At 67.2% G+C, this 26,515-nt stretch carries 23 protein-coding genes; 5 read left to right on the forward strand and 18 right to left on the reverse strand.

Translation table 11 applies throughout. The features are described from left to right. The first annotated feature begins 26 nt into the window (after positions 1-26). The gene (radA, locus tag I2456_RS25800; protein ID WP_068157442.1) at positions 27-1,439 is read left to right on the forward strand and encodes a DNA repair protein RadA; all 1,413 of its coding nucleotides are present in this window, start codon (positions 27-29) and stop codon (positions 1,437-1,439) included. Between the two features lie 17 nt (positions 1,440-1,456). After that, positions 1,457-2,539 (forward strand): DNA integrity scanning diadenylate cyclase DisA, encoded by a 1,083-nt coding sequence (gene disA, locus I2456_RS25805; protein ID WP_082951982.1) that lies wholly within the window; start codon positions 1,457-1,459, stop codon positions 2,537-2,539. A gap of 3 nt (positions 2,540-2,542) precedes the next feature. Here the strand turns inward: disA and I2456_RS25810 are convergent, their stop codons facing one another. Both I2456_RS25810 and I2456_RS25815 read right to left on the reverse strand, forming a co-directional pair. Further along, positions 2,543-3,358 (reverse strand): hypothetical protein, encoded by an 816-nt coding sequence (locus I2456_RS25810; protein WP_116645606.1) that lies wholly within the window; start codon positions 3,356-3,358, stop codon positions 2,543-2,545. A gap of 97 nt (positions 3,359-3,455) precedes the next feature. Then, positions 3,456-4,079 (reverse strand): carbonic anhydrase, encoded by a 624-nt coding sequence (locus tag I2456_RS25815; protein ID WP_068157448.1) that lies wholly within the window; start codon positions 4,077-4,079, stop codon positions 3,456-3,458. Between I2456_RS25815 and I2456_RS25820 the strand changes: the two genes are divergently transcribed. Continuing rightward, entirely contained in the window at positions 4,078-4,989 is a 912-nt protein-coding gene (locus I2456_RS25820; protein WP_085074643.1) for an HhH-GPD family protein, read from the forward strand. The two genes, I2456_RS25815 and I2456_RS25820, sit on opposite strands and share 2 nt — an antisense overlap. Before the next feature lie 7 nt (positions 4,990-4,996). On the opposite strand, the gene I2456_RS25825 is transcribed toward I2456_RS25820, so the two are convergent. Further along, a complete protein-coding gene (locus tag I2456_RS25825; protein WP_085074644.1) occupies positions 4,997-5,752 on the reverse strand; it encodes an alpha/beta fold hydrolase in 756 nt (251 codons plus the stop codon). A gap of 23 nt (positions 5,753-5,775) precedes the next feature. Here I2456_RS25825 and mhuD point away from each other — a divergent pair, with 23 nt between their 5' ends. Then, positions 5,776-6,093 (forward strand): mycobilin-forming heme oxygenase MhuD, encoded by a 318-nt coding sequence (gene mhuD, locus I2456_RS25830; protein WP_068023191.1) that lies wholly within the window; start codon positions 5,776-5,778, stop codon positions 6,091-6,093. Then, on the forward strand, positions 6,068-7,432 hold the full coding sequence (locus I2456_RS25835; protein WP_241007808.1) for a serine hydrolase: 1,365 nt from the start codon (positions 6,068-6,070) through the stop codon (positions 7,430-7,432). Before mhuD ends, I2456_RS25835 begins: the two co-directional genes overlap by 26 nt. Positions 7,433-7,830: 398 nt before the next feature. On the opposite strand, the gene I2456_RS25840 is transcribed toward I2456_RS25835, so the two are convergent. From I2456_RS25840 to folB, 15 genes are all read right to left on the reverse strand, one after another. After that, positions 7,831-13,725, reverse strand: a complete 5,895-nt coding sequence (locus I2456_RS25840) for an ATP-binding protein (protein ID WP_085074645.1) — start codon at positions 13,723-13,725, stop codon at positions 7,831-7,833. A gap of 67 nt (positions 13,726-13,792) precedes the next feature. Beyond that, on the reverse strand, positions 13,793-14,329 hold the full coding sequence (locus tag I2456_RS25845) for a histidine phosphatase family protein (protein WP_068023185.1): 537 nt from the start codon (positions 14,327-14,329) through the stop codon (positions 13,793-13,795). Continuing rightward, positions 14,326-15,081 (reverse strand): CbtA family protein, encoded by a 756-nt coding sequence (locus I2456_RS25850; protein WP_085074646.1) that lies wholly within the window; start codon positions 15,079-15,081, stop codon positions 14,326-14,328. Before I2456_RS25850 ends, I2456_RS25845 begins: the two co-directional genes overlap by 4 nt. Positions 15,082-15,090: 9 nt before the next feature. Next, positions 15,091-15,300: a CbtB domain-containing protein gene (locus tag I2456_RS25855; RefSeq protein WP_068023179.1), complete on the reverse strand. Its 210-nt coding sequence runs from the start codon at positions 15,298-15,300 to the stop codon at positions 15,091-15,093. Between the two features lie 179 nt (positions 15,301-15,479). Then, positions 15,480-18,002, reverse strand: a complete 2,523-nt coding sequence (gene clpC1 / locus I2456_RS25860) for an ATP-dependent protease ATP-binding subunit ClpC (RefSeq protein ID WP_068023172.1) — start codon at positions 18,000-18,002, stop codon at positions 15,480-15,482. A gap of 282 nt (positions 18,003-18,284) precedes the next feature. Then, complete coding sequence (lsr2, locus tag I2456_RS25865) at positions 18,285-18,623, reverse strand: histone-like nucleoid-structuring protein Lsr2 (protein WP_068023169.1); 339 nt, start codon at positions 18,621-18,623, stop codon at positions 18,285-18,287. Between the two features lie 113 nt (positions 18,624-18,736). Beyond that, positions 18,737-20,251, reverse strand: a complete 1,515-nt coding sequence (lysS, locus tag I2456_RS25870) for a lysine--tRNA ligase (protein WP_068157470.1) — start codon at positions 20,249-20,251, stop codon at positions 18,737-18,739. 210 nt (positions 20,252-20,461) lie between these two features. After that, positions 20,462-21,280 (reverse strand): type III pantothenate kinase, encoded by an 819-nt coding sequence (locus I2456_RS25875; RefSeq protein WP_068023164.1) that lies wholly within the window; start codon positions 21,278-21,280, stop codon positions 20,462-20,464. A gap of 2 nt (positions 21,281-21,282) precedes the next feature. After that, entirely contained in the window at positions 21,283-21,702 is a 420-nt protein-coding gene (gene panD, locus I2456_RS25880) for an aspartate 1-decarboxylase (RefSeq protein WP_068023161.1), read from the reverse strand. Further along, positions 21,702-22,628, reverse strand: a complete 927-nt coding sequence (gene panC, locus I2456_RS25885) for a pantoate--beta-alanine ligase (protein WP_085074647.1) — start codon at positions 22,626-22,628, stop codon at positions 21,702-21,704. The genes panD and panC overlap by 1 nt, the downstream gene beginning before the upstream one ends. Then, on the reverse strand, positions 22,625-23,536 hold the full coding sequence (locus I2456_RS25890; protein ID WP_085074648.1) for a Rossmann-like and DUF2520 domain-containing protein: 912 nt from the start codon (positions 23,534-23,536) through the stop codon (positions 22,625-22,627). Before I2456_RS25890 ends, panC begins: the two co-directional genes overlap by 4 nt. 98 nt (positions 23,537-23,634) lie before the next feature. After that, entirely contained in the window at positions 23,635-25,035 is a 1,401-nt protein-coding gene (locus I2456_RS25895) for a DUF6779 domain-containing protein (protein ID WP_085074649.1), read from the reverse strand. A 76-nt stretch (positions 25,036-25,111) separates the two neighbouring features. Continuing rightward, entirely contained in the window at positions 25,112-25,588 is a 477-nt protein-coding gene (locus tag I2456_RS25900; RefSeq protein ID WP_068023151.1) for a DUF3180 domain-containing protein, read from the reverse strand. Next, on the reverse strand, positions 25,588-26,115 hold the full coding sequence (gene folK, locus I2456_RS25905; protein WP_068023149.1) for a 2-amino-4-hydroxy-6-hydroxymethyldihydropteridine diphosphokinase: 528 nt from the start codon (positions 26,113-26,115) through the stop codon (positions 25,588-25,590). The genes I2456_RS25900 and folK overlap by 1 nt, the downstream gene beginning before the upstream one ends. After that, positions 26,112-26,513, reverse strand: a complete 402-nt coding sequence (gene folB / locus I2456_RS25910; RefSeq protein ID WP_085074650.1) for a dihydroneopterin aldolase — start codon at positions 26,511-26,513, stop codon at positions 26,112-26,114. Before folB ends, folK begins: the two co-directional genes overlap by 4 nt. Positions 26,514-26,515: the final 2 nt, after the last annotated feature.

Genomic DNA, 26,515 nt, shown 5'->3' on the forward strand with positions numbered 1-26,515 from the left:
TCAGATCCTGCCGTTACGGTCACTTCGTGGCCAACGCGCGATCGCAGTACCGATGCTCGGAATGTCGCCATGTCAGCGCCAAGTGGGTGGGCCGCTGCTTGGAGTGCAGTAGCTGGGGCACCGTCGAAGAGGTGACCGTGCTCAGCGCGGTCGGCGGCGGGCGTCGCTCGTCATCCTCGGGCGCCCGCGCGGTGCCGATCAGTTCCGTCGAGCCGAGCTTGAGCCGGCACCGGTCGACGGGCGTGGACGAACTCGACCGGGTGCTGGGCGGCGGTGTGGTGCCCGGTTCGGTGACGCTGTTGGCCGGTGATCCCGGCGTTGGCAAGTCGACGCTGCTGCTCGAGGTCGCTCATCGCTGGGCGCAGACCGGGCGGCGGGTGCTGTACGTCTCCGGCGAGGAGTCCGCCGGTCAGATCCGGCTGCGCGCCGACCGCATCGGGTGTGGCGGCCCCGGCGTGGAAGACATCTACTTGGCGGCCGAATCCGATTTGCACACGGTGCTCGAGCACATCGACAGCGTGGGACCGGCGCTGGTGATCGTCGACTCGGTGCAGACGATGTCGACCAGTGAGGCCGACGGCGTGGCCGGTGGGGTCACCCAAGTGCGCGCGGTGACGGCCGCATTGACGGCCACCGCCAAAACCAAGGGCGTCGCCCTGATCCTAGTCGGTCACGTCACCAAGGACGGAGCGATCGCCGGACCGCGTTCCCTCGAGCACCTAGTCGACGTGGTGCTGCACTTCGAAGGCGACCGCAACGGCGCATTGCGGATGGTTCGCGGGATCAAGAACCGCTTCGGCGCCGCCGACGAAGTCGGCTGTTTCCTGTTGCACGACAACGGAATCGAAGGTGTCGCGGACCCATCACACTTGTTTCTGGATCAGCGGCCGACGCCGGTGCCCGGAACCGCGATCACGGTGACATTGGACGGAAAGCGGCCGCTGATCGGGGAGGTGCAGGCGTTGCTGGCAGTGCCCGCCGGCGGCTCGCCGCGCCGCGCGGTCAGCGGGATCGACCACGCCCGCGCGGCGATGATCACCGCCGTACTGGAGAAGCACGGCAAGCTCACCCTCGCCGCCAACGACATCTATCTGTCCACTGTGGGCGGGATGCGGTTGACCGATCCGTCGGCGGATTTGGCCGTCGCGATCGCGCTGGCCTCCGCCTATGTGAACCTGCCGCTGCCCACGACCGCGGTGATGATCGGCGAGGTCGGGTTGGCCGGGGACCTGCGGCGGGTCAACGGGATGGAGCGGCGCCTTGCCGAAGCCGCCCGCCAAGGGTTCAACATCGCGCTGATCCCGCCGGGTTGCAAGGCGCCACCGGCGGGCTTGCGCACCCTGTGCGCACCGACCATCTCCGCGGCGTTGAAGCACATGATCGACATCGCCGATCACGGCAAGGCCAGACCCGCACGGGTGCATCGGCTAGACGCATAAGCCTTCCGCGCCGCAGAATGCACGCTGTGACTCGTCCGACCCTGCGTGAGGCCGTCGCCCGCCTAGCCCCCGGCACCGGGCTGCGCGACGGGCTGGAACGCATCCTGCGTGGTCGCACCGGCGCGCTGATCGTGCTGGGCCACGACGAAAATGTGGAAGCCATCTGCGACGGCGGCTTCTCCCTGGATGTCCGATATGCGCCGACCCGGCTGCGTGAGCTGTGCAAGATGGACGGCGCGGTGGTGCTGTCCACTGACGGCAGCCGGATCGTGCGGGCCAACGTGCAGTTGGTTCCGGATCCGTCGATCCCGACCGACGAATCGGGCACCCGACATCGCTCAGCCGAACGGGCCGCAATCCAGACCGGTTATCCGGTGATCTCGGTCAGCCACTCGATGAACATCGTGACGGTGTACGTCGCCGGGGAGCGCCACGTGCTCACCGACTCAGCGACCATCTTGTCGCGCGCAAATCAGGCCATCGCCACCCTGGAGCGGTACAAAACCCGCCTCGACGAGGTCAGCCGGCAACTGTCGCGCGCGGAGATCGAAGACTTCGTCACGTTGCGCGACGTCATGACGGTGGTGCAACGGCTCGAGTTGGTCCGCCGCATCGGCCTGTCCATCGACCACGACGCCGTGGAACTGGGCACCGACGGCCGCCAGCTGCGGTTGCAGCTAGAGGAACTGCTGGGCGGCAATGACACCGCCCGGGAGCTGATCGTCCGGGACTACCACGCCAATCCGGAGCCGCTGTCCAAGGCGGAGATCAGCGCCACCCTCGACGAACTGGACGCCTTGTCCGACACCGATCTGCTGGAACTGACCGCGCTGGCCAAGATATTCGGCTATCCGACGACGGATGAGGCGCAGGATTCGGCGCTCAGTCCGCGGGGTTACCGGGCGATGGCCGGCATCCCCCGACTCCAATTCGCTCACGTCGATCTGCTGGTCCGGGCGTTCGGAACGTTGCAGGGCCTGTTGGCGGCCAGCGCCGGCGACCTGCAATCGGTCGAGGGGATCGGCACCATGTGGGCGCGCCACGTCCGCGAAGGCCTGTCGCAGCTGGCGGAGTCGACGATCGCCGACCCGCTGACCTGAGGGCTAGCCGCTTTGGCCGGGTGAGGCCGGCGGCGCCTCGGGCGGCGGGGCCAGCGCCGGCCCGGGAGCGGGGACCGGCCCCGGCGGCTGAGGCGGCTGGTTGAGCACGAACGGAACCGGCTGGGAACGCAGATTGCCCAACTGCACAACCAGGTTGTAGGTGCCCGGCCCGATCGCCGGACGCGGCAACGGGCAGCGCGGCGCCGAGCCCATCCCGGTCCAGGTGACCGCCGTGGTCACCTGCTCGCCTGGGGTGAAGGTCTTGACCAGCGTCTCGTTGGACGGCGCGCAATCCAGGTTCGACCACAGCCGCTTGTTGTCCAGTGAGTACACGTAGGCCGCCAACACCGCCGCACCCACGTCGCGCTTGCACGACACCAGGCCGATGTTGGTGACGACCATCGTGAATTTCGGCTGGTCACCGATGTAGTACTGCGGCGAGTTGGTCAGACCCTTGACGGCCAGCGTCGAATCGGGGCAATCGTCGCCGTCCTTGAGCACCGGTGGCGGTTGCACCGCCGCGGTAGGAGTGGGCGATTCGGGGTTGGCCACCTGTGGCGGCGCTCCCGGGGTATTGCCTTCGGTTTGGCCGGCGGGCTGTGGTGTCTGCGGCGCCTGCGGCGCGTTCGAGCCCGGATGGCCCTGCGCCGAGGCCGGCTTGTCGGCGCCGGCGGGTTTCGCCCCGGCGCTACTGCTCACGAATGCGATGACCGTGGCAACCGCGATACCGATGACGACGACCGCGATACCCAGGGCAAGTCCCCTGCGCCGCCAGTAGATCTCAGTCGGAAGCGGGCCACGCGGTTCCAGATCCAGCACATTCACACCGTAGGGCCAGGTCAGGCCTGTTCGGTTGACCCGACTCGGCGTGTCGCGCAGTTAGCTGGCCAACCGCCGTGTATTGCGATGGCAGAAGTCAGACCGTTTCGGCGACTTTGCCGGCCCGCTCGACCGGCGCCGCCCGCCCGTCGGCCAGGTGATAGACCGCGCCCACGATGCCCAGCGTTCCCTGGGTGACCCGCTCGGAGATGATGGTCGAACGCGCCACCAACTGCGCGACCGTCTCGCTCACGTGCCGATCCTCGAACTCCTCGGCACTGCTCAGGCCGTCCTTGCGGCCCACCAGGATGGACGGCATCACCCGCTCCACAACGTCGCGGATGAAACCGGCCGGAACCGAACCGTCCTCGACCGCTCCGACCGTCGCCTTGACGGCCCCGCAGCTGCGGTGACCAAGTACCACCAGCAGAGGCACATTGAGGACCGCCACCGCGTACTCGAGTGAGCCCAACACGGCGCCATCGATCGCCTGCCCGGCGGTGCGAACCACGAAGATGTCACCGAGACCCTGGTCGAAGACCAGTTCGGCCGGCACCCGGCTGTCCGAACATCCGAACACCGCCGCGATCGGTTGCTGACCCGAGGTGAGACTCTGCCGGCGATCGACATCCTGGTCGGGATGTTCGGGCTTGCCGGCGACGAATCGCTCGTTACCCTCGTTGAGTGCTTTCCATGCGGTGGCCGGAGTCATGTTGGGCATGGCACACATTGTGCCGGACCGGCCGGTGACGGGTGCGGGAAACATACCAGTCACCAATCTTCTTGCCTGGTATGAGCAATCGAGTCGCGATCTGCCGTGGCGGGCGCCCGGTGTCAGCGCCTGGCAGATCCTGGTCAGCGAGTTCATGCTGCAGCAGACGCCGGTATCTCGGGTGCTGCCGATCTGGTCGCAGTGGGTGCGGCGGTGGCCGACCCCGTCGGCCACCGCCGCGGCCAGTGCCGCAGACGTGCTGCGAGCTTGGGGCAAACTCGGCTATCCGAGACGGGCCAAGCGACTGCACGAGTGCGCCACCGTCATTGCCCGCGACCATGACGATCGCGTTCCCGACGACGTGGACACCTTGTTGACCCTGCCCGGTGTCGGCAGTTACACCGCACGGGCGGTGGCATGCTTCGCTTACCGCCAGCGGGTGCCGGTGGTGGACACCAATGTGCGCCGCGTGGTGGCTCGCGCCGTGCACGGCCGCGCCGACGCCGGCTCACCCTCGGCCACCCGTGACCACGCCGACGTCTCGGCGCTGTTGCCCGACGGTGATGCCGCGCCGGTGTTCTCGGTGGCACTGATGGAGTTGGGCGCCCTGGTCTGCACCGCTCGGGCGCCGCGGTGCGGCTCGTGCCCACTGGATGCGTGCGCGTGGCGGAGGGCGGGCTCCCCTCCCGCCTCAGGTCCGCCGCGCCGGGTTCAGCGCTACGCCGGTACCGACCGTCAGGTACGCGGTCGACTGCTGGATGTGTTGCGTGCCAACGATTGTGCGGTCACGCGCGCCGAGCTCGACGTTGCCTGGCGCAGCGATACCGCGCAGCGCGACCGGGCGCTGTATTCGTTGTTGGCCGATGGCCTGGTCACCCAGACCGCCGATGGCCGTTTCGCCCTGGCCGGCGAGGAGTAGCGCGGGATCACGCTTCGAGGAACTCTTCGACCGCCCGTCGGTAGACATCAGGTGCTTCGTCGTGCACCAGGTGACCGGCGTCGTAGATCCGCAGATACCCTCTGACGCAGTCAGTTTCGGACATCTTGCGCATCTGGCCGGTTGGGGTGACGGAGTTGCCGGCCTCGATCAGCAGCGTGGGCGCGCGCACCGCGCGCCACTGCGTCCAGTAATCACGGGTGCCCCACTGCGCGGCGATCTCGATCCATCGCGAGGTGTGGCCGTGTAACCGCCACCCGGTGTCGGTCCGGTCGAATGCTTCCAGGAAATATTGACCCGCGACGGGCCCGAATTCGGCGTAAACCTGTTCGGCAGAACCGAATTCGACTGGCAAGGCGTGCAACCATGGTTCCCATGGGCCGGTGGTGCGGCCCCGGAAATCCGGCGCCATGTCTTCGACCACCAGGGCGGTCACCAAGTCCGGACGCCGGGCGGCCAGACACCACGAGTGCAGGGCACCCATGGAGTGCCCCACCAACCTGGCCGGCACCCCCAACCCGCTGACCGCGTCCTCGAGATCGGCGACGAAGCGTTCGGTGCTGATGGGGTGTGGGTCTTCGACGTCACGCCCCCGGTGCCACGGCGCGTCATAGGTGTACACGCTGCCCAGCTCGGTCAGCCAAGGAAGCTGCCGCGACCAGGTGGTGCCCCGCCCCATCAATCCGTGCACCAGGACCACCGGCTCGCCCCTCCCACCGCGATGGGTCAGCAGATCGCTGGACATGCCCGGCACGGTAACCTAGCGGCATGCCAGTGGTGAAGATAAACGCAATCGAGGTGCCCGCCGACGCTGGCCCTGAGCTGGAAAAGCGCTTCGCGCACCGGGCCCATGCGGTGGAGAACTCCCCCGGGTTCCTCGGCTTTCAGCTGCTGCGTCCGGTCAAGGGCGAGGACCGCTACTTCGTGGTGACGCAGTGGGAGTCCGAAGAAGCGTTTCAGGCCTGGGCGAATGGCCCCGCCATCCACGCCCACGCCGGCCACAAGGCCAACCCGGTCGCGACGGGTGCGACGCTGTTGGAATTCGAGGTTGTGCTCGACGTTGCCGGGGCAGGCAACACTGCATAGCCGGTGCGCGGGCCGGCGCCGCGCATGGGCCATCAGCGCCGCCGCCGCACTCGTGCTCACCCTGGTTCCCGGCTGCACGTCGTCGCCGACCCCGTCGGCGAACGCGGCGAACACCGGGCGCCGCATCGACATGGTGACTCCGCCCGGGCTGCGCGCCCAGCAGACGTTGGACATGCTCAACTCGGATTGGCCGATCGGTGAGGTTGGTGTGCGCACCCTGGCTGCGTCCGACAAGGTCGAAGCCGTCCAGCGGACCATGGAAGAACTGTGGTGGGACCGGCCCTTCGCCCTGCAGGGCGTCGACCTCGGGGCCAGCGTAGCCACCCTGCACCTCACCTCCTCCTACGGCGCGCATCAGGACATCCGGATCCACACCGACGACGGCGGGTGGGTGGATCGGTTCGCCTTGGAGACTCAGCCACCGTCGGTCACCTCGTGGGCCGATGTCGACGCCGTTCTGGGGCGGACCGGTGCCCGCTACTCGTATCAGGTGAGCAAGGTCGACCACGGCAATTGCGATAAGGTTGCCGGCACCAACACCGGCCAATCTCTGCCGCTGGCATCGATATTCAAGTTGTACGTGCTGCACGCGCTGGCCGGCGCGGTCAAGGACGGCACGGTGTCCTGGGATGATCAGTTGACGGTGACCGAGAAGAGCAAGGCCGTCGGCTCGTCGGGACTGGAATTGTCTCCAGGCGCGCATGTTTCGGTGCGCACGGCCGCGGAGAAGATGATCGCCACCAGCGACAACATGGCCACTGACTTACTCATCGAACGGATGGGCACGCACGCGATAGAGCAGGCGCTGGTGACCGCCGGGCATCACGATCCGGCCAGCATGACGCCGTTTCCGACCATGTACGAACTGTTCTCGGTCGGCTGGGGTCAGCCCGATCTGCGGGAGCAGTGGAAGAAGGCGTCCCAACCACAACGTGCCCAGTTGCTTGCGCAGGCGAATTCGACGCCGTACCAACCCGATCCGACGCGAGCTCACACGCCGGCGTCCATGTTCGGTGCGGAATGGTATGGCAACGCCGAAGATGTCTGCCGGGTACACCTGGCGCTGCAAGCCGACGCGGTAGGGGCTGCCGCACCCGTGCGGCAGATCCTGTCCGCCGTCGCGGGCATTCAACTCGATCGCAACGTGTGGCCGTACATCGGCGCCAAAGCCGGTGGCTTGCCGGGTGATCTGACGTTCAGTTGGTACGCGGTCGACAAGACCGGACAGCCCTGGGTGGTCAGCTTCCAATTGAACTGGCCGCGTGATCACGGGCCGACGGTCACCGGCTGGATGCTGCAGGTCGCCAGGCAGGCCTTCGCGCTGATCGCTCCCCGCTAGCGGACAACCGCCCAAAGTATGGGTTTTCCATGCGTATGGCCAGTTCCCTTGATCGTCGGTGAGACCGGAAATACCCTCGCGCCGTAGCTCCTCAGCCGCGCAACCGGAGGGTCCTGATGTCAATCGCGTCGCCGCATATGCTCAGGAATTGTTTCGCTGGCGCCGCAGTCTTCCTGGGTGTTTGGGTCGGGGCAGCGGCTCCGGCCAGCGCCGAGCCCGATGCGGTCGACGTCAACGAGAACGTGTTCGGCGGCCTTAGCTGCAGCTGCCAGCAGGTGACTCCGCCCGCTGGCCCGGGCGTCAGCGAAGAGATAAGTCGGGGTCTGCGCAGCAGTCATCCCGCCTGGGCAGGGATGTCCGCACCGGTGGCGAGCAGGTAGTCACCGGTGCGGGTACGGCTAGCCGCCGCTTTGCCTGCTGAGTTGCTCGAACCTCGCCAGAGCCTGGTCGAGATCCACCTCGTCGAAGACCTCAGATCGCTTGCATCTTTCACCTTGGACCAGCAGCAGATCGACGCCCCGCCATTCGGCGTTGAAGCCGTCCTGGGAGTTGCCATATGCGGCATGGGTGAGGACTGCTCCCTGGTCGGTCAACCGGTGCACACTTTCGACGTATGTGTGCACTCGTTGGCCGAGTTCCCACCCGGCGAGGACGTACGCGAGCAACTCACCGGGCGCGTATGCCGCCACCCGGCGATGATCAACACTCTCGAAGTCGTCTGTGACGGCGGGCAGTTCGCGCCGGTTGAGGGCAGCAAAGGCCTGTAAGATGATGGACCACGTGTCCGAGAAAGGCGCCGCCTCGCCGGCGAGGTACCGGCGTTCGAGTTCTTCGAAGGCGGCGTCGATGTCGGCGAAATCGAAGACGACGCGTGCCACGAGGTGTTGCTCGGCATTGACTTCGACGACGTCGAGGACATCGCTGTGGAATGCCTCTGGTCGCCTGTCACGACCCCAGGTTTGGGTGCGACTGAGGGCCAGGCGGCTCCCGCGGAGGGCGATCGCCTCCGAAGTCATGTACCTGACGCCGATCTCGGTGATGGTCTTGATCTCGGTGAAGACGGCGTCCTTACCTTCTCGCACACCGGAATACACCACCTTCCGACGATCGGCGGTGACAATGTCGTCGGCCAGCAGCTCGCCGATCGCAGTCCAGTCGGAGCGCTCGAAGCATGTCCGCAACCGCTCGGACGCCCGGGTTGCCGCGTTCTCCAGCCGGCGCGCCGACCGGTTCAGCTGATCGAATCTGGTAGCGGCAGCGTTGATCTCATCCTCGTCGAAGATCTCGCATCGGTTGATGAGGTCTCCCTCCACCAGCAGAATGTCGACGCCCCGCCATTCGGCGTCGAAACCCTGTTGCGATGCTTCAAGCGCGACCCGAGTGAACAGGGCACCTTTGTCGGTCAGGCGATGTACGGACTCGACATAGAAGTGGGATTGCTGCGAATCCGCCCACGTGGCACGAAGATATGCGGACAAGCCGCCCTTGTCGATCCCGACCAGTCGCCGGTGGTCGATGTTGACCCAGTCCTTCGTCGTGGGGGCCAGCGCGTGCCGGTTCAGCGCGGCGTAGGCCTGCGTGATGACCGACCACGTGTGTGCATGGGCGGCTGCCTCGCCTGCGAGGTACCGGCGATCGAGTTCGGTGGTGGCAGCGTCGAGGTCATCGGGGTCGAATGCGACGACCGCCGCAGCCCGCCCGTCGGCGTCGACCTCGGTGACGTGAAGGCCATCCATCTCGAATGTCTGGGGCCGCTGGTTCACCCCCGACCAGTGGCTGCGCCATAGGACGAGGCGGTCACCACGCGTCGCAATGAAGTGCGCTGCCACATGTGTGAATCCGACCTGTGCTGAGACTCGCAGGTCGTCGATCGCCGTCTTTCGCCCTTGTCGTACACCGGAGTTGACGACTCCGCGGCGGTCGTCCAGGTAGTAGTCGACGGCAAAGGTATCCGCCGCGGCGACCAGGTCACCGGCCGCGAAGCACGCGGCGAAGCGCTCGATCATGCGGCTTGCCGCGTTCTCCAGGCGCGGCGACCGCCGCTGCTGAAACCGCGCATGCACGGCATCCAGTTCGGCCAAGGCCGCTTCGGTGTCCTCGACGTCGAACCACATTTCCGTCGCGATTCGACCGTCCTCGTCACACGCGAATAGCTGATAGGCCTCGTCTCGCGGAGCACCGGGGCTGGAATCTGCAGTGCCTAGCTCCAGTCGGGTGAGAGCCAGCCGCTCGCCTCGCACGGCGACTACCGTGCGGTGGTGCCGCACCGGCCCTACCTCGTGATAACGTCGCGCCTCGCTTGCGTACTCGGTGCAGGTGAAATCGATACGTGGGAAGCCGACGATCTTACGACGGTTCTCGACAGAGACGCTGGGTGTAATCAGATGCTCGAGCTCGTGCCATGCCAAGCGATGGACCGCAGCGTCGAGACGCCCGATCGCCCGCGCACAAGCGTTGTCCAACTCGATCGGCCGGGGCGCGGGAGGCGCCGGAGAAGGCGGTGCTTCACACTGCCCAATGATGCGGCGAGCCTTGTCGGCAAGTGTTACAGCGCCTTTGCGCTGATACAGATCCACCGCTCGAGAGGCGGCGGCTCGCGCTGCGGAGTCGTCACCTGCGGCTCCCAACACGGTCGCCAGGGCCAGGCAGGCATCGCCGTGATCGACCAAGGCGTCAGTACGCTGGGCTAAACCGACAGCAGCCTCGGCGACCCGACGAGCCTGGGCGTGGTCAGCGCGGCGCGACAACAACTGCGCTCGAAGCACGCGCCAGGCGATGGACGGCTTCAGGGCATGCCCAGCGAGTTGCTCACTCTCCGTGCACAATTCGTCGGCTTCGGCGTCTCGGTCGAGCATGACGCATGCGCGCCCGAGCAGCGCAGCGGTCTCGGCGGTGTCGGCGTCCAGCCCCATCCGGCGGAAACCGTTGTACGCCAAGCGCAGATGTGTCTCGGCTGCGGCGGGATCGTCGGCGACGAGTTCGACAATGCCGGCAAATTGCTCAACCTCTAACAGCGCATGACGCAGGCCGAGTTCGGTGACGGTGCGCCGAGCCGAGTCGATCATCCTCCGGGCCGCGACGGCGCGGCCGCGGAACGCCTCCAATACGGCCTGGCACCGCGTCGACGTGGCTTCGACTGCAGGGGAGTCGGTGGTGATCCGTAACAACCGCACGACATCAAGACATCGACCACCCGCGCGCGGCACCGGGTTTGGGCCCCACAGCGCCGCGAGCGGCGCACCGGCGAGCACCGCGTTGACCCGGCGGGTCTCCCGGGCGCGTCGGGCGGCGGTCAGCGCGTCGTCCAGAGCGGTCTCGCAGTCCCCTATTCGGCCCAGCCGCGCCAGGCACGTGGCGCGGACGGTGTGAGCCTTCGCTTCTCCTGCGGCATCGTCGAATTCGGCCAGCTTCCGGGCGGCTACGTCCAACGCGCCTTCGACCTCGTCCAATCGCTCGGGATGAACCAGCACCGAAAGCTGACCGGCAAAGCAGGTGGCCCATGCCGCGAGTCGGGCGGAATCGACTGTGGCGTCTCGCAATTGGGAAACCACACCTTCGGCCGAGGTGACGTCACCCGCAGCCAGCAGTGCTTCGCAGCGCGCGACCAGTAAATCGGCGGCCTGGTCGTCGCGGTCGGGCAGCTCGTCGTCAACCTCCTCCAGCGCGTGCAGCGCATGGCCGTAGAGGTCGGCGGCGCCCTCATACGCAAGCCGGGCCATCGCCTGGTCACCGGCACGCCTGCAGTAGAACACCGCCTTGGCGGCGTTTCCCGCCCAAGCACATTCGAAATAGTGGTGAGCCAGTTCGGCGAGCAACTCATCGCCACCCTCGCGCTGGGCCTCCAGTGTCGTGGCGATGCGCTGGTGCAATCGCATCCGCCGCACCGACGCCAACTCGGCCAGCAGTGACTGCCGGACGATGGCGTGGTTGAAGCGGTAAATGCCGCCAGGTTCTTCTACGACGATGCCGGCTTGGCACGCCTGATCCAACGCGTCGATAAGGTCGTTTCCGACCACTCGCTCCACCAGATCTACGGCGAACCGGCTGCCGACGACTGCGGCTGCGGCAAGGGCCTTGTTGGTCTCGCTGGGAAGTCGCGAAAGTCGACGGCTCACGGCTTCCCGCACACCCTGTGGCAGGGTGCTTTGATCCCAGACCCCACCGCTTTCGTCGACGTGGCGCAGCGCCTCGATGAGGAAGAAGGGGTTGCCACCGGTTACCGACGACAATGCCCGGGCGAGTTCTTCATCGTCGTAGCCGGCCTCGGCGACGTAGGCGGTGACGTCGTCCTCGTCCAGGCCGCTGAGGTTCAAGCGAGTGGCCGTGCCGTCGCGATGCAGGTCGGCGAGCATCGCCGCCAACGGGTGGGAGCGGTCGAGGTCGGTGCTGCGATAGGTACCGACGATCTGGACTTGGGCATGTTCGCCGAAGCGCAGCAGGTGCCGCAGCAGCAGCAGCGTCGGCTTGGCAGCCCAGTGCAGGTCGTCGAGGATGAGAACGACGGGTGCGCCGCCGGAGGCGAGTCTCAGCAACGCAACCACCGCGTCGAACAACGCATAACGTTCGGTGTCGGGATCGGCGCGGGGCGGCGCGGCCAGATCGGGCAGCATGTCGGTCAGTCCGGGGACCAGCGCCAGTAGCGCTTCCACGCCGCGCAGACCGCGAAGCCCGCTGGCGCTCAGACATGGCACCAAGGAACGCAGAGCTTCCGCGAAGGGCTGGTACGGCGCACCCAAGTCCTCGTCGCAACGCCCGTAAATGATCACGGCCCCTTGACCATAGGCCTGTCGGGCCCATTCGCCGGCAAGCCGTGTCTTGCCGACGCCCGGCTCGCCGGCGATCAGCACCGCGTTGGCGCCACCACTCAGCGCAACCACAAACGCCGAAGATAGCCGCTCGAGCTCGCGCTCGCGCCCGACGAACGGGCCAGGACCGGTCAGCACCGCCGGCAGGCCGGGCCGCTCGATCGGCGCATCGGTGGCCGGTGCCGCAGGACGGTCGTCGTCGGCTTGGAGACGCAGCTCGAAGACGTGTTCGGGGCGCGTCAAATTGCGCAACTGACGCATGCCCAGATCGCTGAGGACCACGTCGTCGGGCAAGGAGTCGATGACGAGCTCAGCCGTCGCACCCGAGCACAGAATCTGGCCGCCCACCGCCACCGACCGGAGCCGGGCCGCCCGGTTGACCGCCCGACCGAAGTAGTCGCCGTCACGCAACTCGACTTCACCGGTATGCAACGCAACTCGCACCCGCATGGGCGTGCGCAACTTCCACGGCTCGTGCGTAATCGCGTCCTGCAACTCGATCGCCGCGGCGGCGGCCGCCGACGGCCGGTCGAACACCGAGAAGGTCGCATCACCCTCACCGCGTGTCTTGATCAACCGGCCACCGCGCGAGGTGACGACTTGTTCGACCAGTTCGTCGTGACGAGCGAGCGCTACGGCCATGGCAGCGGCGTCCACCTCCCAGGCGGCGGTGGACCCCTCGATATCGGTGAGCAGAAAGGTCACGGCCCGCGTCACCGATGAAACATGTTGGGCGATAACGAGTTCCAGCGAGGGATCCTGCGCGACGATCGCGGATTCGAGTTGCCGGAGTTTGGGACCGGGGTCTACGCCCAGCTCGTCGGCCAGCAGCGACCGCGCTCGTTGATAGGCGCCCAGGGCATCACCCTGCCTGCCGGCGCGGTACAGGGCGAGCATCAACTGGCCCCATCGTCTTTCTCGCAGCGGGGCTTCTGCCACCGCTGCCTCCAGATCACCGATGAGTTCGGCTGCGCGGCCCGTGGCCAGGAGCGCATCGGCCCGATCCTCCACCAGGGCCGCGTGGCCCTCGATCCACCTGGTCTTCTCCGACCTCCCCCGCTGGCCGTCAGGTAGTTCCGGCGTTCCGCGCCAGAGCGTCAGTGCCTCTTCGAGACGCATTACCGCCGCACTGGTGTCCCCTGCGGCAACGGCGTCACGCCCGAGTCGGGCGGCCAACCGGTACCGCGACGCGTCGACTTCGGCGGCCGCCAGCGTCCAGCCCGCCCCCTGGGTCACGATGAATCCCTCACCCAAAGTGCGGCGCAGTGCGGAGATGTGGGTCTGCAGGGCTTTTTCGGCGGTGCGTGGGGGTTCGTCGTCCCACAGCAACTTGATCAACGTGTCAGCCGGCACGACCGATCCGTCGTGCAAGCCGAGCATGGTGAGGATGGCACGCGCTTTGGTGCCCGGGATGGTGACGGGCGCGCCGCCGAGTCGAACCTGGAGAGGTCCCAAAACCCCCAGTTCCACGCAAGGAAGCGTACTCATGCCTCCCATGGTTTGTAAGACAGTTCAATGCCTGGTCAAGGTTTGGTAAAGAGCGGCGAATGCCGACCTAGAGGCGCAGCGTCCAGCACTGTCCGCGCAGATGCAAAACGGTGCGACTGACGGGTGCCACATCGATACGCCAGAACGCTTCCAGCGGGGCATGCAGAGCGACCAGCAGCGCCGCCCTGATCACCGCTGGATGAGTGACGGCCGAGGTCGGTGTCGCGCCCGACAACGAGTTCATCCATCCGGCAACCCGTTCGACGAGATCGCCGATCGACTCGCCGCCGTGCGGCGCCGCGGCCGGTTCGGTCAGCCACAACTGCAGTTCGGCGGGCGGGACTTCGTGCAGTGTCTGGCCCCGCCAGCAGCCGTAGTCCAGGTCGGCCAGCCGCGGTTCGGTGGTGGCCCGCAGGCCGAGCAGTTGCGCGGTCTGCTGGGCTCGCCGCTCGGGTGCGACGAGTTGGCGGGCCCCGCCCTCAATCGGCGCTGGGACCTGCCGCCGGCCGACGTCGCTGAGCGGCTCGTCGCCGGGAAACCGGGCGACGGCCATGGCCTCGGTCATCGCGTGGGAGATCAGGGTCAACCGGAGCACTCCGGTCACGCCACAATGCTCTCCGCTCGCTTCGTTTCGCTCGGCTCGCCGAGCAGCCGGCCGGCCTGTCGCGAGAAGACCAAACCGATGGCCGCCCACAGCACCAGCTGCGTACCCAACGAGACCAGCCGGAATTCATAGAGCACGTCGGCGGGGAAGCCGGCCGGTGTCTCGTCGACCGTCGGCAACACCGTCATCACTACCGCGACAGCGATCAAGTAGGCGGCGGCGGCGATCAGCCCGCCGGTCCACGCACCCAATCGCGTCGAGATGCGCCGGCCCAGCCAGACAGCGGCAGCCGCCAAGGCCACCGACGCGACAAGCATGACCAGGTACCACAGCGTGCGGGTACCAATGGTGTCCGCCTGCCCGACAGCCGGCGGGTTGGGTGGATACTTCACGAAGGGAATCAGCTCGACGGCGACGAACGCCGCGACCGCAAGACGAATCGAAAATGCTTGCGGCTCAACGGCTCTGGTGCGTCCGTAGGCCACACAGAAGACGACGGCGAACAACGCGCCCACGGCCACCCCGACAAGCAGCACACCGAAGCCCAATCCGGCGTTGCCTTGAACACCGCGACTGAACAACTCCGCCCCGTGCTCGTGGACGCCTTGAGCGTGCTGAGCCTCGATGCGGTCGTCTTCGAAGGCGATGGCGCGTCTTATCACCGGCTCGGCGAACACCCGGGCGAATACGAACGCCAGCACGGCACCGACCGCGCCGGCCAGCACACCGCGCGCTATCAGACGCTTCTCCACGCCGACGGCTCAGTGGCAGGGGAAGCCGAGCAGATGGCGTGCGTCGTGGAAGAACTCGTGTACGTGTGAGTCGCTGCCGAACAGCGAGACAGCACCCTGGTCGATGCCGACGAAGTAGAGCGCCAAGAGCGCCAGGACGGCTGTCGCCGCCAACCAAAGGGCGGCAGTCGCTGCCGACAGATCAACCGATCCGGCGCGAGCCGTCTGGGAATTGGCCACGGTGACTCCTTCCGGGGATGTACGCGTTCCCCTTGGGTGCTGGTGACGGGCAGCGGGTCTGACTGTGACAGTGGCGCGACCGTTCTGGAGTTTCACCAGATTCCGGTGTCCGTCGCTAACGAGGGCCAGTCTAAACGTGCGACGGCGGCGCCGAGAAGGCACCGCCGTCGTTGTGCACGCTATTGCGACTGAGCTCCAGCCTGGGCCAGGTCCGGCTCCGCCGGCGGCTTACGGGTGCCGGTGAAGGTGAAGACTGCTTCCTCGCCTGCACCTTCGCCGTCCCAGTTGTCCACGTCGACGGTGACAACCTGCCCGGGCCCGACCTCCTCGAACAGGATCTTCTCCGACAGCTGGTCCTCGATCTCGCGCTGGATGGTGCGCCGCAGCGGGCGAGCACCCAGCACCGGGTCGAAGCCGCGCTTGGCCAGCAACGACTTGGCCTTGTCGGTCAGCTCCATCGACATGTCCTTGGCCTTGAGCTGCTTGCCGACGCGTTCGATCATCAGGTCGACCATCCGGATGATCTCGTCGCGGGTCAACTGGTGGAAGACGATGATGTCGTCGATGCGGTTGAGGAACTCCGGCCGGAAGTGCTTCTTCAGCTCGTCGTTGACCTTCTGCTTCATCCGCTCGTAGTTGTTCTCGCCGCCGCCCTGGGTGAAGCCCAGCCCCACCGGCTTCGAGATGTCGCCGGTGCCCAGGTTCGACGTGAAGATCAGCACGGTGTTCTTGAAGTCCACCGTGCGGCCCTGGCCGTCGGTGAGCCGGCCGTCCTCGAGGACCTGCAACAGGCTGTTGTAAATCTCCTGGTGGGCCTTCTCGATCTCGTCGAACAGCACCACCGAGAACGGCTTGCGCCGCACCTTCTCGGTCAGCTGGCCGCCCTCCTCGTAGCCGACGTATCCCGGCGGGGCGCCGAACAGCCGCGACGCGGTGAACCGGTCGTGGAACTCACCCATGTCGATCTGGATGAGCGCGTCGTCGTCGCCGAACAGGAAGTTCGCCAGCGCCTTGGACAGCTCGGTCTTACCCACACCGGACGGGCCGGCGAAGATGAACGAGCCCGACGGGCGCTTGGGGTCCTTCAACCCGGCGCGGGTGCGGCGGATCGCCTTCGAGACGGCCTTGACGGCGTCCTCCTGGCCGATGATCCGCTTGTGCAGCTCGTCCTCCATGCGCAGCAACCGCGTGGTCTCGGCCTCGGTCAGCTTGAACACCGGGATGCCGGTCCAGTTGCCCAGCACCTCGGCGATCTGCTCGTCGTCGACCTCGGCGACCACGTCGAGATCGCCGGAACGCCACTGCTTTTCGCGCTCGGCACGCTGGGCGACCAGGGTCTTCTCCCGGTCGCGCAGGCTGGCGGCCTTCTCGAAGTCCTGGGCGTCGATCGCGGACTCCTTCTCCCGGCGCGCGTCGGCGATCTTCTCGTCGAACTCACGCAGGTCTGGCGGCGCGGTCATCCGGCGGATCCGCATCCGCGCGCCCGCCTCGTCGATCAGGTCGATCGCCTTGTCGGGCAGGAACCGGTCGTTGATGTAGCGGTCGGCCAGCGTGGCGGCGGCCACCAACGCCGCATCGGAGATCGACACCCGGTGGTGCGCCTCGTAGCGGTCGCGCAGGCCCTTGAGGATCTCGATGGTGTGCTCCACCGTCGGCTCCCCCACCTGCACCGGCTGGAAGCGGCGCTCCAGGGCGGCGTCCTTCTCGATGTACTTGCGGTACTCGTCGAGGGTGGTGGCGCCGATGGTCTGCAGCTCGCCGCGGGCCAGCTTGGGCTTGAGGATGCTCGCGGCGTCGATCGCGCCCTCGGCGGCACCGGCACCCACCAGGGTGTGCAGCTCGTCGATGAACAGGATGATGTCGCCGCGGGTGTTGATCTCCTTGAGCACCTTCTTCAGCCGCTCCTCGAAGTCACCGCGGTAACGGCTACCTGCCACCAGCGAACCCAGGTCCAAGGTGTAGAGCTGCTTGTCCTTCAGCGTCTCGGGAACTTGCCCGTGCACGATGGCCTGCGCCAGACCCTCCACGACGGCGGTCTTACCGACGCCGGGCTCACCGATCAGCACCGGGTTGTTCTTGGTGCGACGGGACAGCACCTGCATGACCCGCTCGATTTCCTTCTCGCGGCCGATGACCGGGTCCAGCTTGCCCTCCATCGCCGCGGCGGTCAGGTTGCGGCCGAACTGGTCGAGAACCAGCGACGTCGACGGGGAGCCGGACTCCCCGCCCCGACCACCGGTGCCGGCCTCCGCGGCCTCCTTGCCCTGGTAGCCCGACAGCAGCTGAATCACCTGCTGACGCACCCGGGTCAGTTCGGCGCCCAACTTGACCAGCACCTGGGCGGCCACGCCCTCGCCCTCGCGGATCAGACCCAACAGGATGTGCTCGGTGCCGATGTAGTTGTGGCCCAGCTGCAGCGCCTCGCGCAGGCTCAGCTCCAAGACCTTCTTGGCCCGAGGAGTGAACGGGATGTGCCCCGACGGCGCCTGCTGGCCCTGGCCGATGATCTCCTCGACCTGGCTGCGAACGCCTTCCAGCGAAATCCCCAGCGACTCCAGCGACTTGGCCGCGACGCCCTCACCTTCGTGGATGAGACCCAGAAGAATGTGCTCGGTGCCGATGTAGTTGTGGTTGAGCATCCGGGCCTCTTCTTGCGCCAGGACGACCACCCTGCGGGCACGATCGGTAAAACGTTCAAACATCGGTGGTTACCTGCTCTCCCTCACCATCGGTACAGCCGGTCGGCATCACGTACCTGCCATCCACTGTAATGGTCGGCCTGCCAGGGTTCCTACCGTGCGGCGACTAGGGGCACCACGCCGCAAGACCGCCACAGGCATATATCCCTGTCCGAAAAACAAGCCGCACCAGATAAACGAGGAAAACTCTCAATACGTTTCCCGCGCCGACCACCGAACGGTTCGCCAACAGCGAAAGCAAAGCGGCGCCCGGGCGGTCTCAGCCCGGGCGCCGCCAGACGTTTGCTAGGTCGCGGCGTGGAAGGCGTCGATGACGTCGGCCGGGATGCGGCCACGCGTCGACACATTGTGGCCGTTGCGACGGGCCCACTCGCGGATCGCAGCGCTCTGCTCGCGGTCGATCGCACCACGGCCACGTCCGGAGCTCGAGCGCCCGCGCCGGCGGCCACCCACGCGCCGGCCGGCCGCCACCCACTGCTTCAGATCGTTACGCAGTTTTGCGGCATTCTTGGAAGAAAGATCGATCTCGTAGGTCACCCCGTCAAGCCCGAATTCGACAGTTTCGTCAGCGGCGCCCGAACCGTCGAAATCGTCGACCAAGGTGACGGTTACTTTCTTCGCCATTGGCTTACCCTCACGTTTCGTCCTGTGCAGTAACTGATGCAGTATGGATAGACTCCCCGGCACCAATGTGCCATAAGTACCCGAAATCCTCAATCTGAAGCAAGAAGCGCAGTTCAGTTGGAGTGGGGCCGAACAATCGGGAACAAAACAGTCTCCCGAATTGACAACCCGGTCAAACACATCAACAACCGATCGATACCCATTCCTGTTCCGGTACATGGCGGCATCCCATACTCGAGAGCGGCCAGAAAATCCTCATCGAGTAGCATCGCCTCGTCATCGCCGGCGGCAGCGGCGCGCGCCTGATCTTCAAATCTCTCCCGCTGCACCACCGGATCATTTAATTCCGAGTAGCCGGTGGCCAGTTCCACCCCGCGCACATACAGGTCCCACTTCTCGGTAACTCCGGGGATGCTGCGGTGCTGACGCGTCAAAGGCGTTGTCTCAACGGGGAAATCCTTGACGAACGTCGGTGAGGTCAAGGTATGGCCGACGGTGTGTTCCCAGAGTTCCTCGACGAGTTTGCCGTGACCAAAGCCACGGCTGTCGTCAATCTCGACATCTAGTCGATGCGCGATGTTACGTAAACGTTCGACCGTGGTCTGCGGTGTGATCTCTTCCCCGAGCGCCTCGGAGAGGGAGGAATACATCTGGATAGTCTTCCATTCCCCGTCGATGTCGTAGACGCTGCCATCGGGCATCTGAAGTTGTCTGGTCCCGATCGCCTCGTCGGCCACCTCTTGAATAAGCTCTCGGGTGACCACCGCAGAATCGTCATAGGTGCCATAGGTCTGGTAGGTCTCCAACATGGAGAATTCCGGGGAATGCGTGGAATCCGACCCTTCGTTTCGGAATACCCGATTTAGTTCGAAGACCTTGTCGAAACCGCCGACGATGCAGCGCTTGAGGAACAGTTCCGGCGCTATCCGCAGGTAAAGTTCGATGTCCAAGGCATTGGAATGGGTGGAGAACGGGCGGGCCGCGGCGCCGCCGGCCAGCGTCTGCAGCATCGGCGTCTCGACTTCGAGGAAGCCGCGGCGCTCCAGTGCATTGCGTATCGCGCGAATTACCGCAATCCGCTGCCGGGCCACGGAACGGGCCTGCGGGCGCACGATGAGGTCGACGTAGCGCTGCCGCACGCGGGCTTCTTCGCTCATCTCCTTGTGCGCGACGGGCAGCGGACGCAGCGACTTGGCGGCGATCTGCCACGAATCGGCCAGCACGGAGAGTTCGCCGCGCCGTGAACTGATCACGGTGCCGTGCACGTAGACGATGTCACCGATGTCCACGTCGGCCTTCCAGGCGTCCAGCGACTCCTGACCGACCTTGTCCAGGCTGATCATCGCCTGCAGCTGGGTGCCGTCGCCTTCCTGCAGCGTCGCGAAGCACAGCTTTCCGGTGTTGCGCGCGAACACGACGCGGCCGGCGACCCCGACCACGTCGTCGGTGGCCTCGTCGACGGCCAGGTCGGGGTGCGCGGCGCGGACCTGCGCCAGGGTGTGGGTGCGGTGGATGTCGACCGGATAGGCCTGGTGGCCCTCGGCCAGCAGGCGAGCACGCTTCTCCCTACGGATCCGGAACTGCTCGGGCAGGGCAGCTTCGGTGTCGGGGAGGTCGGCGGAGCTCACGACCTGCCAGCTTAAATGAATTCTTGTGCCCGACCGCGTCCGCGGGCGGCATGAGCTGCGGATCACAGTGGGGCCGCCGCGGTGCGCCGAGTGTGAAGCGTGGGCGTCGGGTGTGTACTCAGGGCGGCGAAGTCGTCGAAACGACGCCCTGACTACCCGGTGGGCGCCCAGGATTCACGCTCGGCGAGGCGGGGCGGTCGGGCCGGTGGGTCAGCGGGCGGTCTTCAGCCGGCCGCGCTGAGCTTCCCTGTTGCGCTCGAAGACCAGGCGCAGCCCGTGCAGGGTGAGGTGCTGGTCGTAGTGGTCGACGGTGTGCAGTTCGGGCAGCAGCAGCGGCGCGGTGTGCCCGGTAGCCACCACCGCGACGTCGTCGCTGCTGGAAAAGCCCTTCACGTTGTCGCGCACCCGGGTGACCAAGCCGTCGACCAGGCCGGCGAAGCCGAATACCGCGCCGGACTGCATGCACTCGACGGTGTTCTTTCCGACCACCGAGCGCGGCCGGGCCAACTCGACCCGGCGCAGCGCCGCCGAGCGGGCTGCGGCCGCATCGGAAGACACCTGCACCCCGGGCGCGATCGCGCCACCGAGGAATTCGCCCTTGGCCGACACCACGTCAACACAGATCGACGACCCGAAATCGACGACGATGGCCGCGGTGTTGAACTTGTGAAAAGCCGCCAGGCAGTTGACGATTCGGTCGGCGCCCACTTCTTTGGGGTTGTCGACCAGCAGCGGAATGCCGGTGCGCACGCCGGGTTCGATCAGGACATGCGGGATCGCCGGCCAGTATTGCTCGAGCATGATCCGCACTTCATGCAAAACCGAGGGAACGGTGGACAGTCCGGCAGCGCCGGTGAGGCGCTCGGAGTCCTCGCCGATGAGGCCGTCGATGGTGAGCGCCAGTTCGTCGGCGGTGACTTCCGGTTCGGTGCGAATCCGCCACTGCTGCACGACCTTTGCGTGCTCTTTGGCTCCGGAGATCAGGCCGACGACGGTGTGGGTGTTGCGGACGTCGATCGCCAGCAGCACGGTTACCGCACGCCGATCCGGGGGTCGAGCAGTTCGCCTGCGTCGGCGGGAACGAACGCCGGATCGTGACCCAAGTCGACGGGCTTATTGTCGGCGTCGACGAACACAATGCGCGGCTGGTAGGCCCGGGCCTCGGCGTCTTCCATGGTGCCGTAAGCGATCAGGATGACCAGGTCGCCAGGGTGAACGAGATGGGCGGCGGCGCCGTTGATTCCGATGACGCCGCTGCCGCGCTCACCGGTGATCGCGTACGTCACCAGCCGGGCACCGTTGTCGATGTCGACGATGGTCACCTGTTCGCCTTCGAGCAGATCAGCGGCTTCCATGAGGTCGGCGTCGATGGTGACCGATCCGACGTAGTGCAGGTCGGCTTGGGTGACGGTGGCGCGGTGGATCTTCGACTTCAGCATCGTCCGTAACATCAGTTCCTCCAAGGTGATTGAGGTTGTCCGTCCGGCCCATGGGTGCCGGCGATATTTCCGATTTGAATCGACACGTTGTCCAGCAGTCGGGTGCCGCCCAGCCGGGCCGCGACCAGCAGCCGACCGGATCCGTTGTCGCGCAACGGGCCCAGCTCGACGTCGCGCAGCTCGAGGTAATCGACCACCAGTCCGGGTGTGGCGTCCAGCACCGAACGCGCGGCGTCAAGCGCCGCCCGCGGTCCGTCGGCGGCGGCGTGCGCACCTGCTGTCAGCGCCGCCGAAAGTGACACGGCAGCTTCGCGTTGCGCCGGATCGAGGTAGCGGTTGCGCGACGACATCGCCAACCCGTCGGCTTCCCGCACGGTCGGCACCCCGATCACCTGGACATCGACGTCCAAGTCGGCGACCATCTGCCGGATCAGCACCAGTTGCTGATAGTCCTTCTCGCCGAAGAACACCCGGTCCGGACGCACGATCTGCAGCAGTTTGAGCACGACGGTGAGCACTCCGGCGAAATGGCTCGGCCGCTGACCGCCTTCGAGTTCGGCCGCCAGCGGGCCGGGCTGCACGGTGGTGCGCAGCCCATTCGGGTACATCGCCGCGGCGGTGGGCGCGAACACGATGTCGACACCTGCCTCGCGCAGCTGCGCGAGATCCTCGCCCAGCGTGCGGGGGTAGGCGTCGAGGTCTTCGCCGGCACCGAACTGCAGCGGGTTGACGAAGATCGAGACGGCGACCACCGCGCCGGGTGTCCTCTTGGCCGCGCGGACCAGGGCAAGGTGGCCCTCGTGCAGCGCTCCCATGGTGGGCACCAGCATCACCCGCCGCCCGGTGTGCCGCAGCGCGCGGCTGACGCCGGTGACGTCGCTGGGCAGCGAGTAGACGTTGAGCTCACCGGGGTGAAATTTGGGTTGCTGCGCTCTCACGGCGTGAGCACCTCGACGACGTCGTCGGGCGCGTGGGCGCGCTGGGCGGTGCGCAGTGCATTGACGCGGTATGCCTGCGCCAACTGCGGGTCGACCTGGGCGAGCGCGGCCAGATGCCCGGCCACCGCGGCGGCGTCACCGCGGGCGACCGGACCGGTCAGTGCGGCCTGCCCCCGCTGCAGCGTGTTCTCCAGCGCGGCCCGGGCCAGGGGCCCGACGATGCGTTCGGCGATGCCGCCCGGTTGGTCTTCGACGAGTTGTTGGCCGAGCAGTTCGTTGCCGCGCAGGGCGGCCCGCAGCGCTTCGAGCGCGTCGGTGAGCACTGTGACCAGGTGATTGCCGGCGTGCGCCAGCGCGGCGTGGTAGAGGACGCGGGCGTCCTCGCGCACGCAGAACGGCTCCCCGCCCATCTCCAGCACCAGGGACTGCCCGATCGCATAACCCACGTCGTCAGCCGCGGTGATCCCGAAGCAGGTGTCCGGCAACCGGCTGATGTCCTCGTCGGACCCGGTGAAGGTCATCGCGGGATGAATGGCCAGTGGAATGCAGCTCTGCCCGGTCAGCGGTGCGAGGATACCGATTCCGTTGACCCCGGAGGTGTGCACCACGATGGTGCCCGGCCGCACCGCCTCGGTGGCGGCCAGACCGGACACCAGGCCGGCCAGTTCGCTGTCGGGAACGGCCAGCACCAGCAACTCTGCGCTGGCAGCGACGTCCGGCACTGCCAGCACCGAGGTGTCGGGCAGCCGCCGCGCCGCTCGTTGCCGCGACGCGTGCGAGATGGCGCTACACGCCACCACCACGTGATCGGCGCGCTCCAGCGCCACACCCAGCGCGGTGCCGACCCGGCCGGCGGAGATGATCCCCACCTTGAGCCTGGCCGGGCGCAAACCGTCGAACTGCCCCATCGCAGACGACCTCACAGGATTCTTCGTGCGTTCCAGTCCCATGTCTCGGGTACCGGACGGTCATTAAGACTCTAGTCGATTTGAACGGCGCGGCCCAGTTACCCGTCGCGGCGGCGGCGGCGACCACCACCGCTGGGCTGCACCTGCAGGCGGGCAAGCAGGTCGGCCACGGACTGACCACCGGTCGACGGGCCCAGCCCGTCCACCGCTTCGGGGTCCTCGGCGATCGCCTCCGGGCTGCGGTGTCGCGGCGCCGGTTCCGGCGGTGGTGCGGGTGCCAGCCGCGGTGGCGGCGGGGCGGCGGGCTCGGGCGCCGGCGGTGGCGGCGGTGCAGTGCGCTCGGCGCCGATCAGGCTGCCGACGCCGTAGTCGCGGTATTCCGCGGAATGCCGGGACCGCGACCGCCGACCTGCCTCCCGGTAGGACTCGGGCAGTTCGATGCCGTTATCGATCTGCTCGTCCGGACCAGAGTGACGGTAGCGCCGGCGCCGGCCGGCCGGTTCAGCAGCGTCGGCGGCCGGAGCGACGGGCGCAGACGGCTCGGGCTCGGGCGGCTCGGCAGGCGGCGCGGGCTCGGCAGCCTCGGCAGGGGCCCAGTTGCTACCCGGCGCGCCCGGGGGCAGCCACTGACCCTCTGCGGCCACCGGTCGCCATTCCGCCCCGGTCGGCTGCGCCACGGAGACGGGCTGCATGGGCGGCGGCATGGGTTGCGGCCGCGGCGGCGCGGGCGCAGGTGGCGGCCGGTGCCGAGGCTCATACGATGGCTCGGGCTGGGACGGGCGGGCCTCCGGCGGAGGTGGCTCGTAAGGCGGACGCACGCGCTCCCCGGTGTGCTGCCTCCTGGGCGGCGGCTGTCTGGGCGGGGCAAAGACCGGGCCGTCGGTGACCGGCGGTACGCCCACCTCGGGCACGTCGATGATCGTCGTCTCTTCGGCGCGGCTGGGCGGGTTTACTTCGCGGTCTTCGCGAACCGACCGCACCCGGTCGCTGGACACCCAATCGGCGGCAGGGGTGTCGTTGTGCTGGGCGCCGTTTTGGGAAAGCGTCTCCAGCGCCGGCCGGTGTTCGAGGTCGGTGTCGAACAAAATCTCCAGGTTGGTGCGCAGCGCGGAGAGTTCGGCGCGCAGGGCCGCCACCTCGTCGGCGGCCGCCGCCCGCAACTCGGAGGCGAGTTCGCGGCGAAGCTGCGATTCCACGGTCAGTTCGTACTCGCGCCGGGCGGAGATCTCGCGATCCAGCTGAAGGTCGTAGACCAGCTTCATGTCGCGAGCCCGAGCCTGTTCGGCGTCGGCTTGGCGGCGGTACAGCACGGAGACGAAGGCGCCGGCCACCGCGGCCCACAGGGCCAGGATCACAGCGAGCTTGAGCAGTTCCACGCGATTGGTGAAAACCAGAGCGGAGCTGGCCCCGATTGCCAGGACCAGCAACGTCGTCAGCAGCACCCAACCCGGCCTGCGGCCGCCGCGCCGAACCCGGGCGCCGCGGGACAGAACGGTCATGGCCTGACTGTACCGGGCGAGGTCAGTGCGCGTGTCGCGCCGGTCCGGCGATTCTCACACCGAATTGCGAGCTGGGTCAGCCTTCCGCACCCTCGCCGTTTTCGGTCGGATCCTGCGGAGATTTGCAGCAATGCTGCAGCCACAGCGCCGCGACGACCAGAGCCAGGGCACTGACGGCCGCCACCACCGTGCCGGTGGTGTCCTCGGCGACGGCCCGCTGCCAGGACCGCCGCGGCAGGAAGTACACCAGCACCCCCAGCCACCAACCCAAGACCAGCGCCCCCACCCAGGCCGAGGCCTTGGCGATCATGACGCTCTGCGCGACGGCCAGCGGATGCAGCCAGCCGGGCGCATCGCCGATTTCGCCTTCGTTGATCTTGCCCCGCACATACCGCCCCCAGAGCACCTCGGCGATCCCGACGGCCAGCAGCGACACCCCGGTCCACACGGTGATCGGCGGGAAGTAGCGGTAGAGCACCGCGATGAGCAGATAGCCGATCACCGCCGCACCGATCACCGCGGCGGTCAGGTCCCGTTTGCGGGTGGGTCCCATCAGCGGGGCGTTCTGCTGGTGTGCAGTTGCGCGAACCGCCGTACCCCGGCCCGCTCGGACGGATCCAGTTCGTCCAGCAGGGCGTCGACCGACCGGCGCCGGCCGTCGACGGTCAGCTCGGCGTGCGGGTCGACGTCGAGCCAGGGAATCAGCACGAACGCGCGCTGGTGGGCCCGCGGGTGCGGCAGTGTCAGGTCGCTGTCGTCGATCACCACCTCTTGCGCACCGGCGCAACCGGCGATCAGGTCGACGTCGAGAGTGCGTGGACCCCAATGTGTTTCGCGCACCCGGTCGGCTGCCCGCTCGAGTTCACGAGCACGACGCAGCCAGTCGTGGGCGTCGCGGCCGGCGTCGTCTGCGATCAGCACGGCGTTGAGGAACGGGCCCTGCGCCACACCACCCCACGGATCGGTCTCGTACACCGGTGACACCGCACGCACCGCCTCGCCAAGCGCGTCGACCACCGATTGCAGGTGGGCCATGCGGTCGCCGAGGTTGGAGCCGATGGACAACACCATTCGGGTCATACCGCCCCGCCTGCCGGCACCACCGATCCGCGCCCGCCGCGCCGCGACCGCCGCACCACCACCGCGACGTCGGCGAACTGTTGGGGAATGGGCGCTTGCGGCTTGTGCACCACGACTTCCACGGCATGCACCCGCTGATCTCCCATGACCTGATCGGCGATGGCACCCCCGACCGCCTCGATCAACTTCCGGGGCGGCCCGGCGACGATGTCGGTGGCCAGCTGGGCCAAGGCGCCGTAGTCGTAGGTGTCGGCCAGCTCGTCACTGGCGGCGGCCTGCGCAAGATCGATCCAGACCGTGACGTCGATGACGAATTGCTGCCCGTTGACCCGTTCGTGGTCGAAGACGCCGTGCCGGCCGTGCACTGTCAAGCCGCGCAATTCGATTCGGTCGGCCATCG

Source organism: Mycobacterium kubicae, from assembly GCF_015689175.1.
Taxonomy (GTDB): Bacteria; Actinomycetota; Actinomycetes; order Mycobacteriales; family Mycobacteriaceae; genus Mycobacterium; species Mycobacterium kubicae.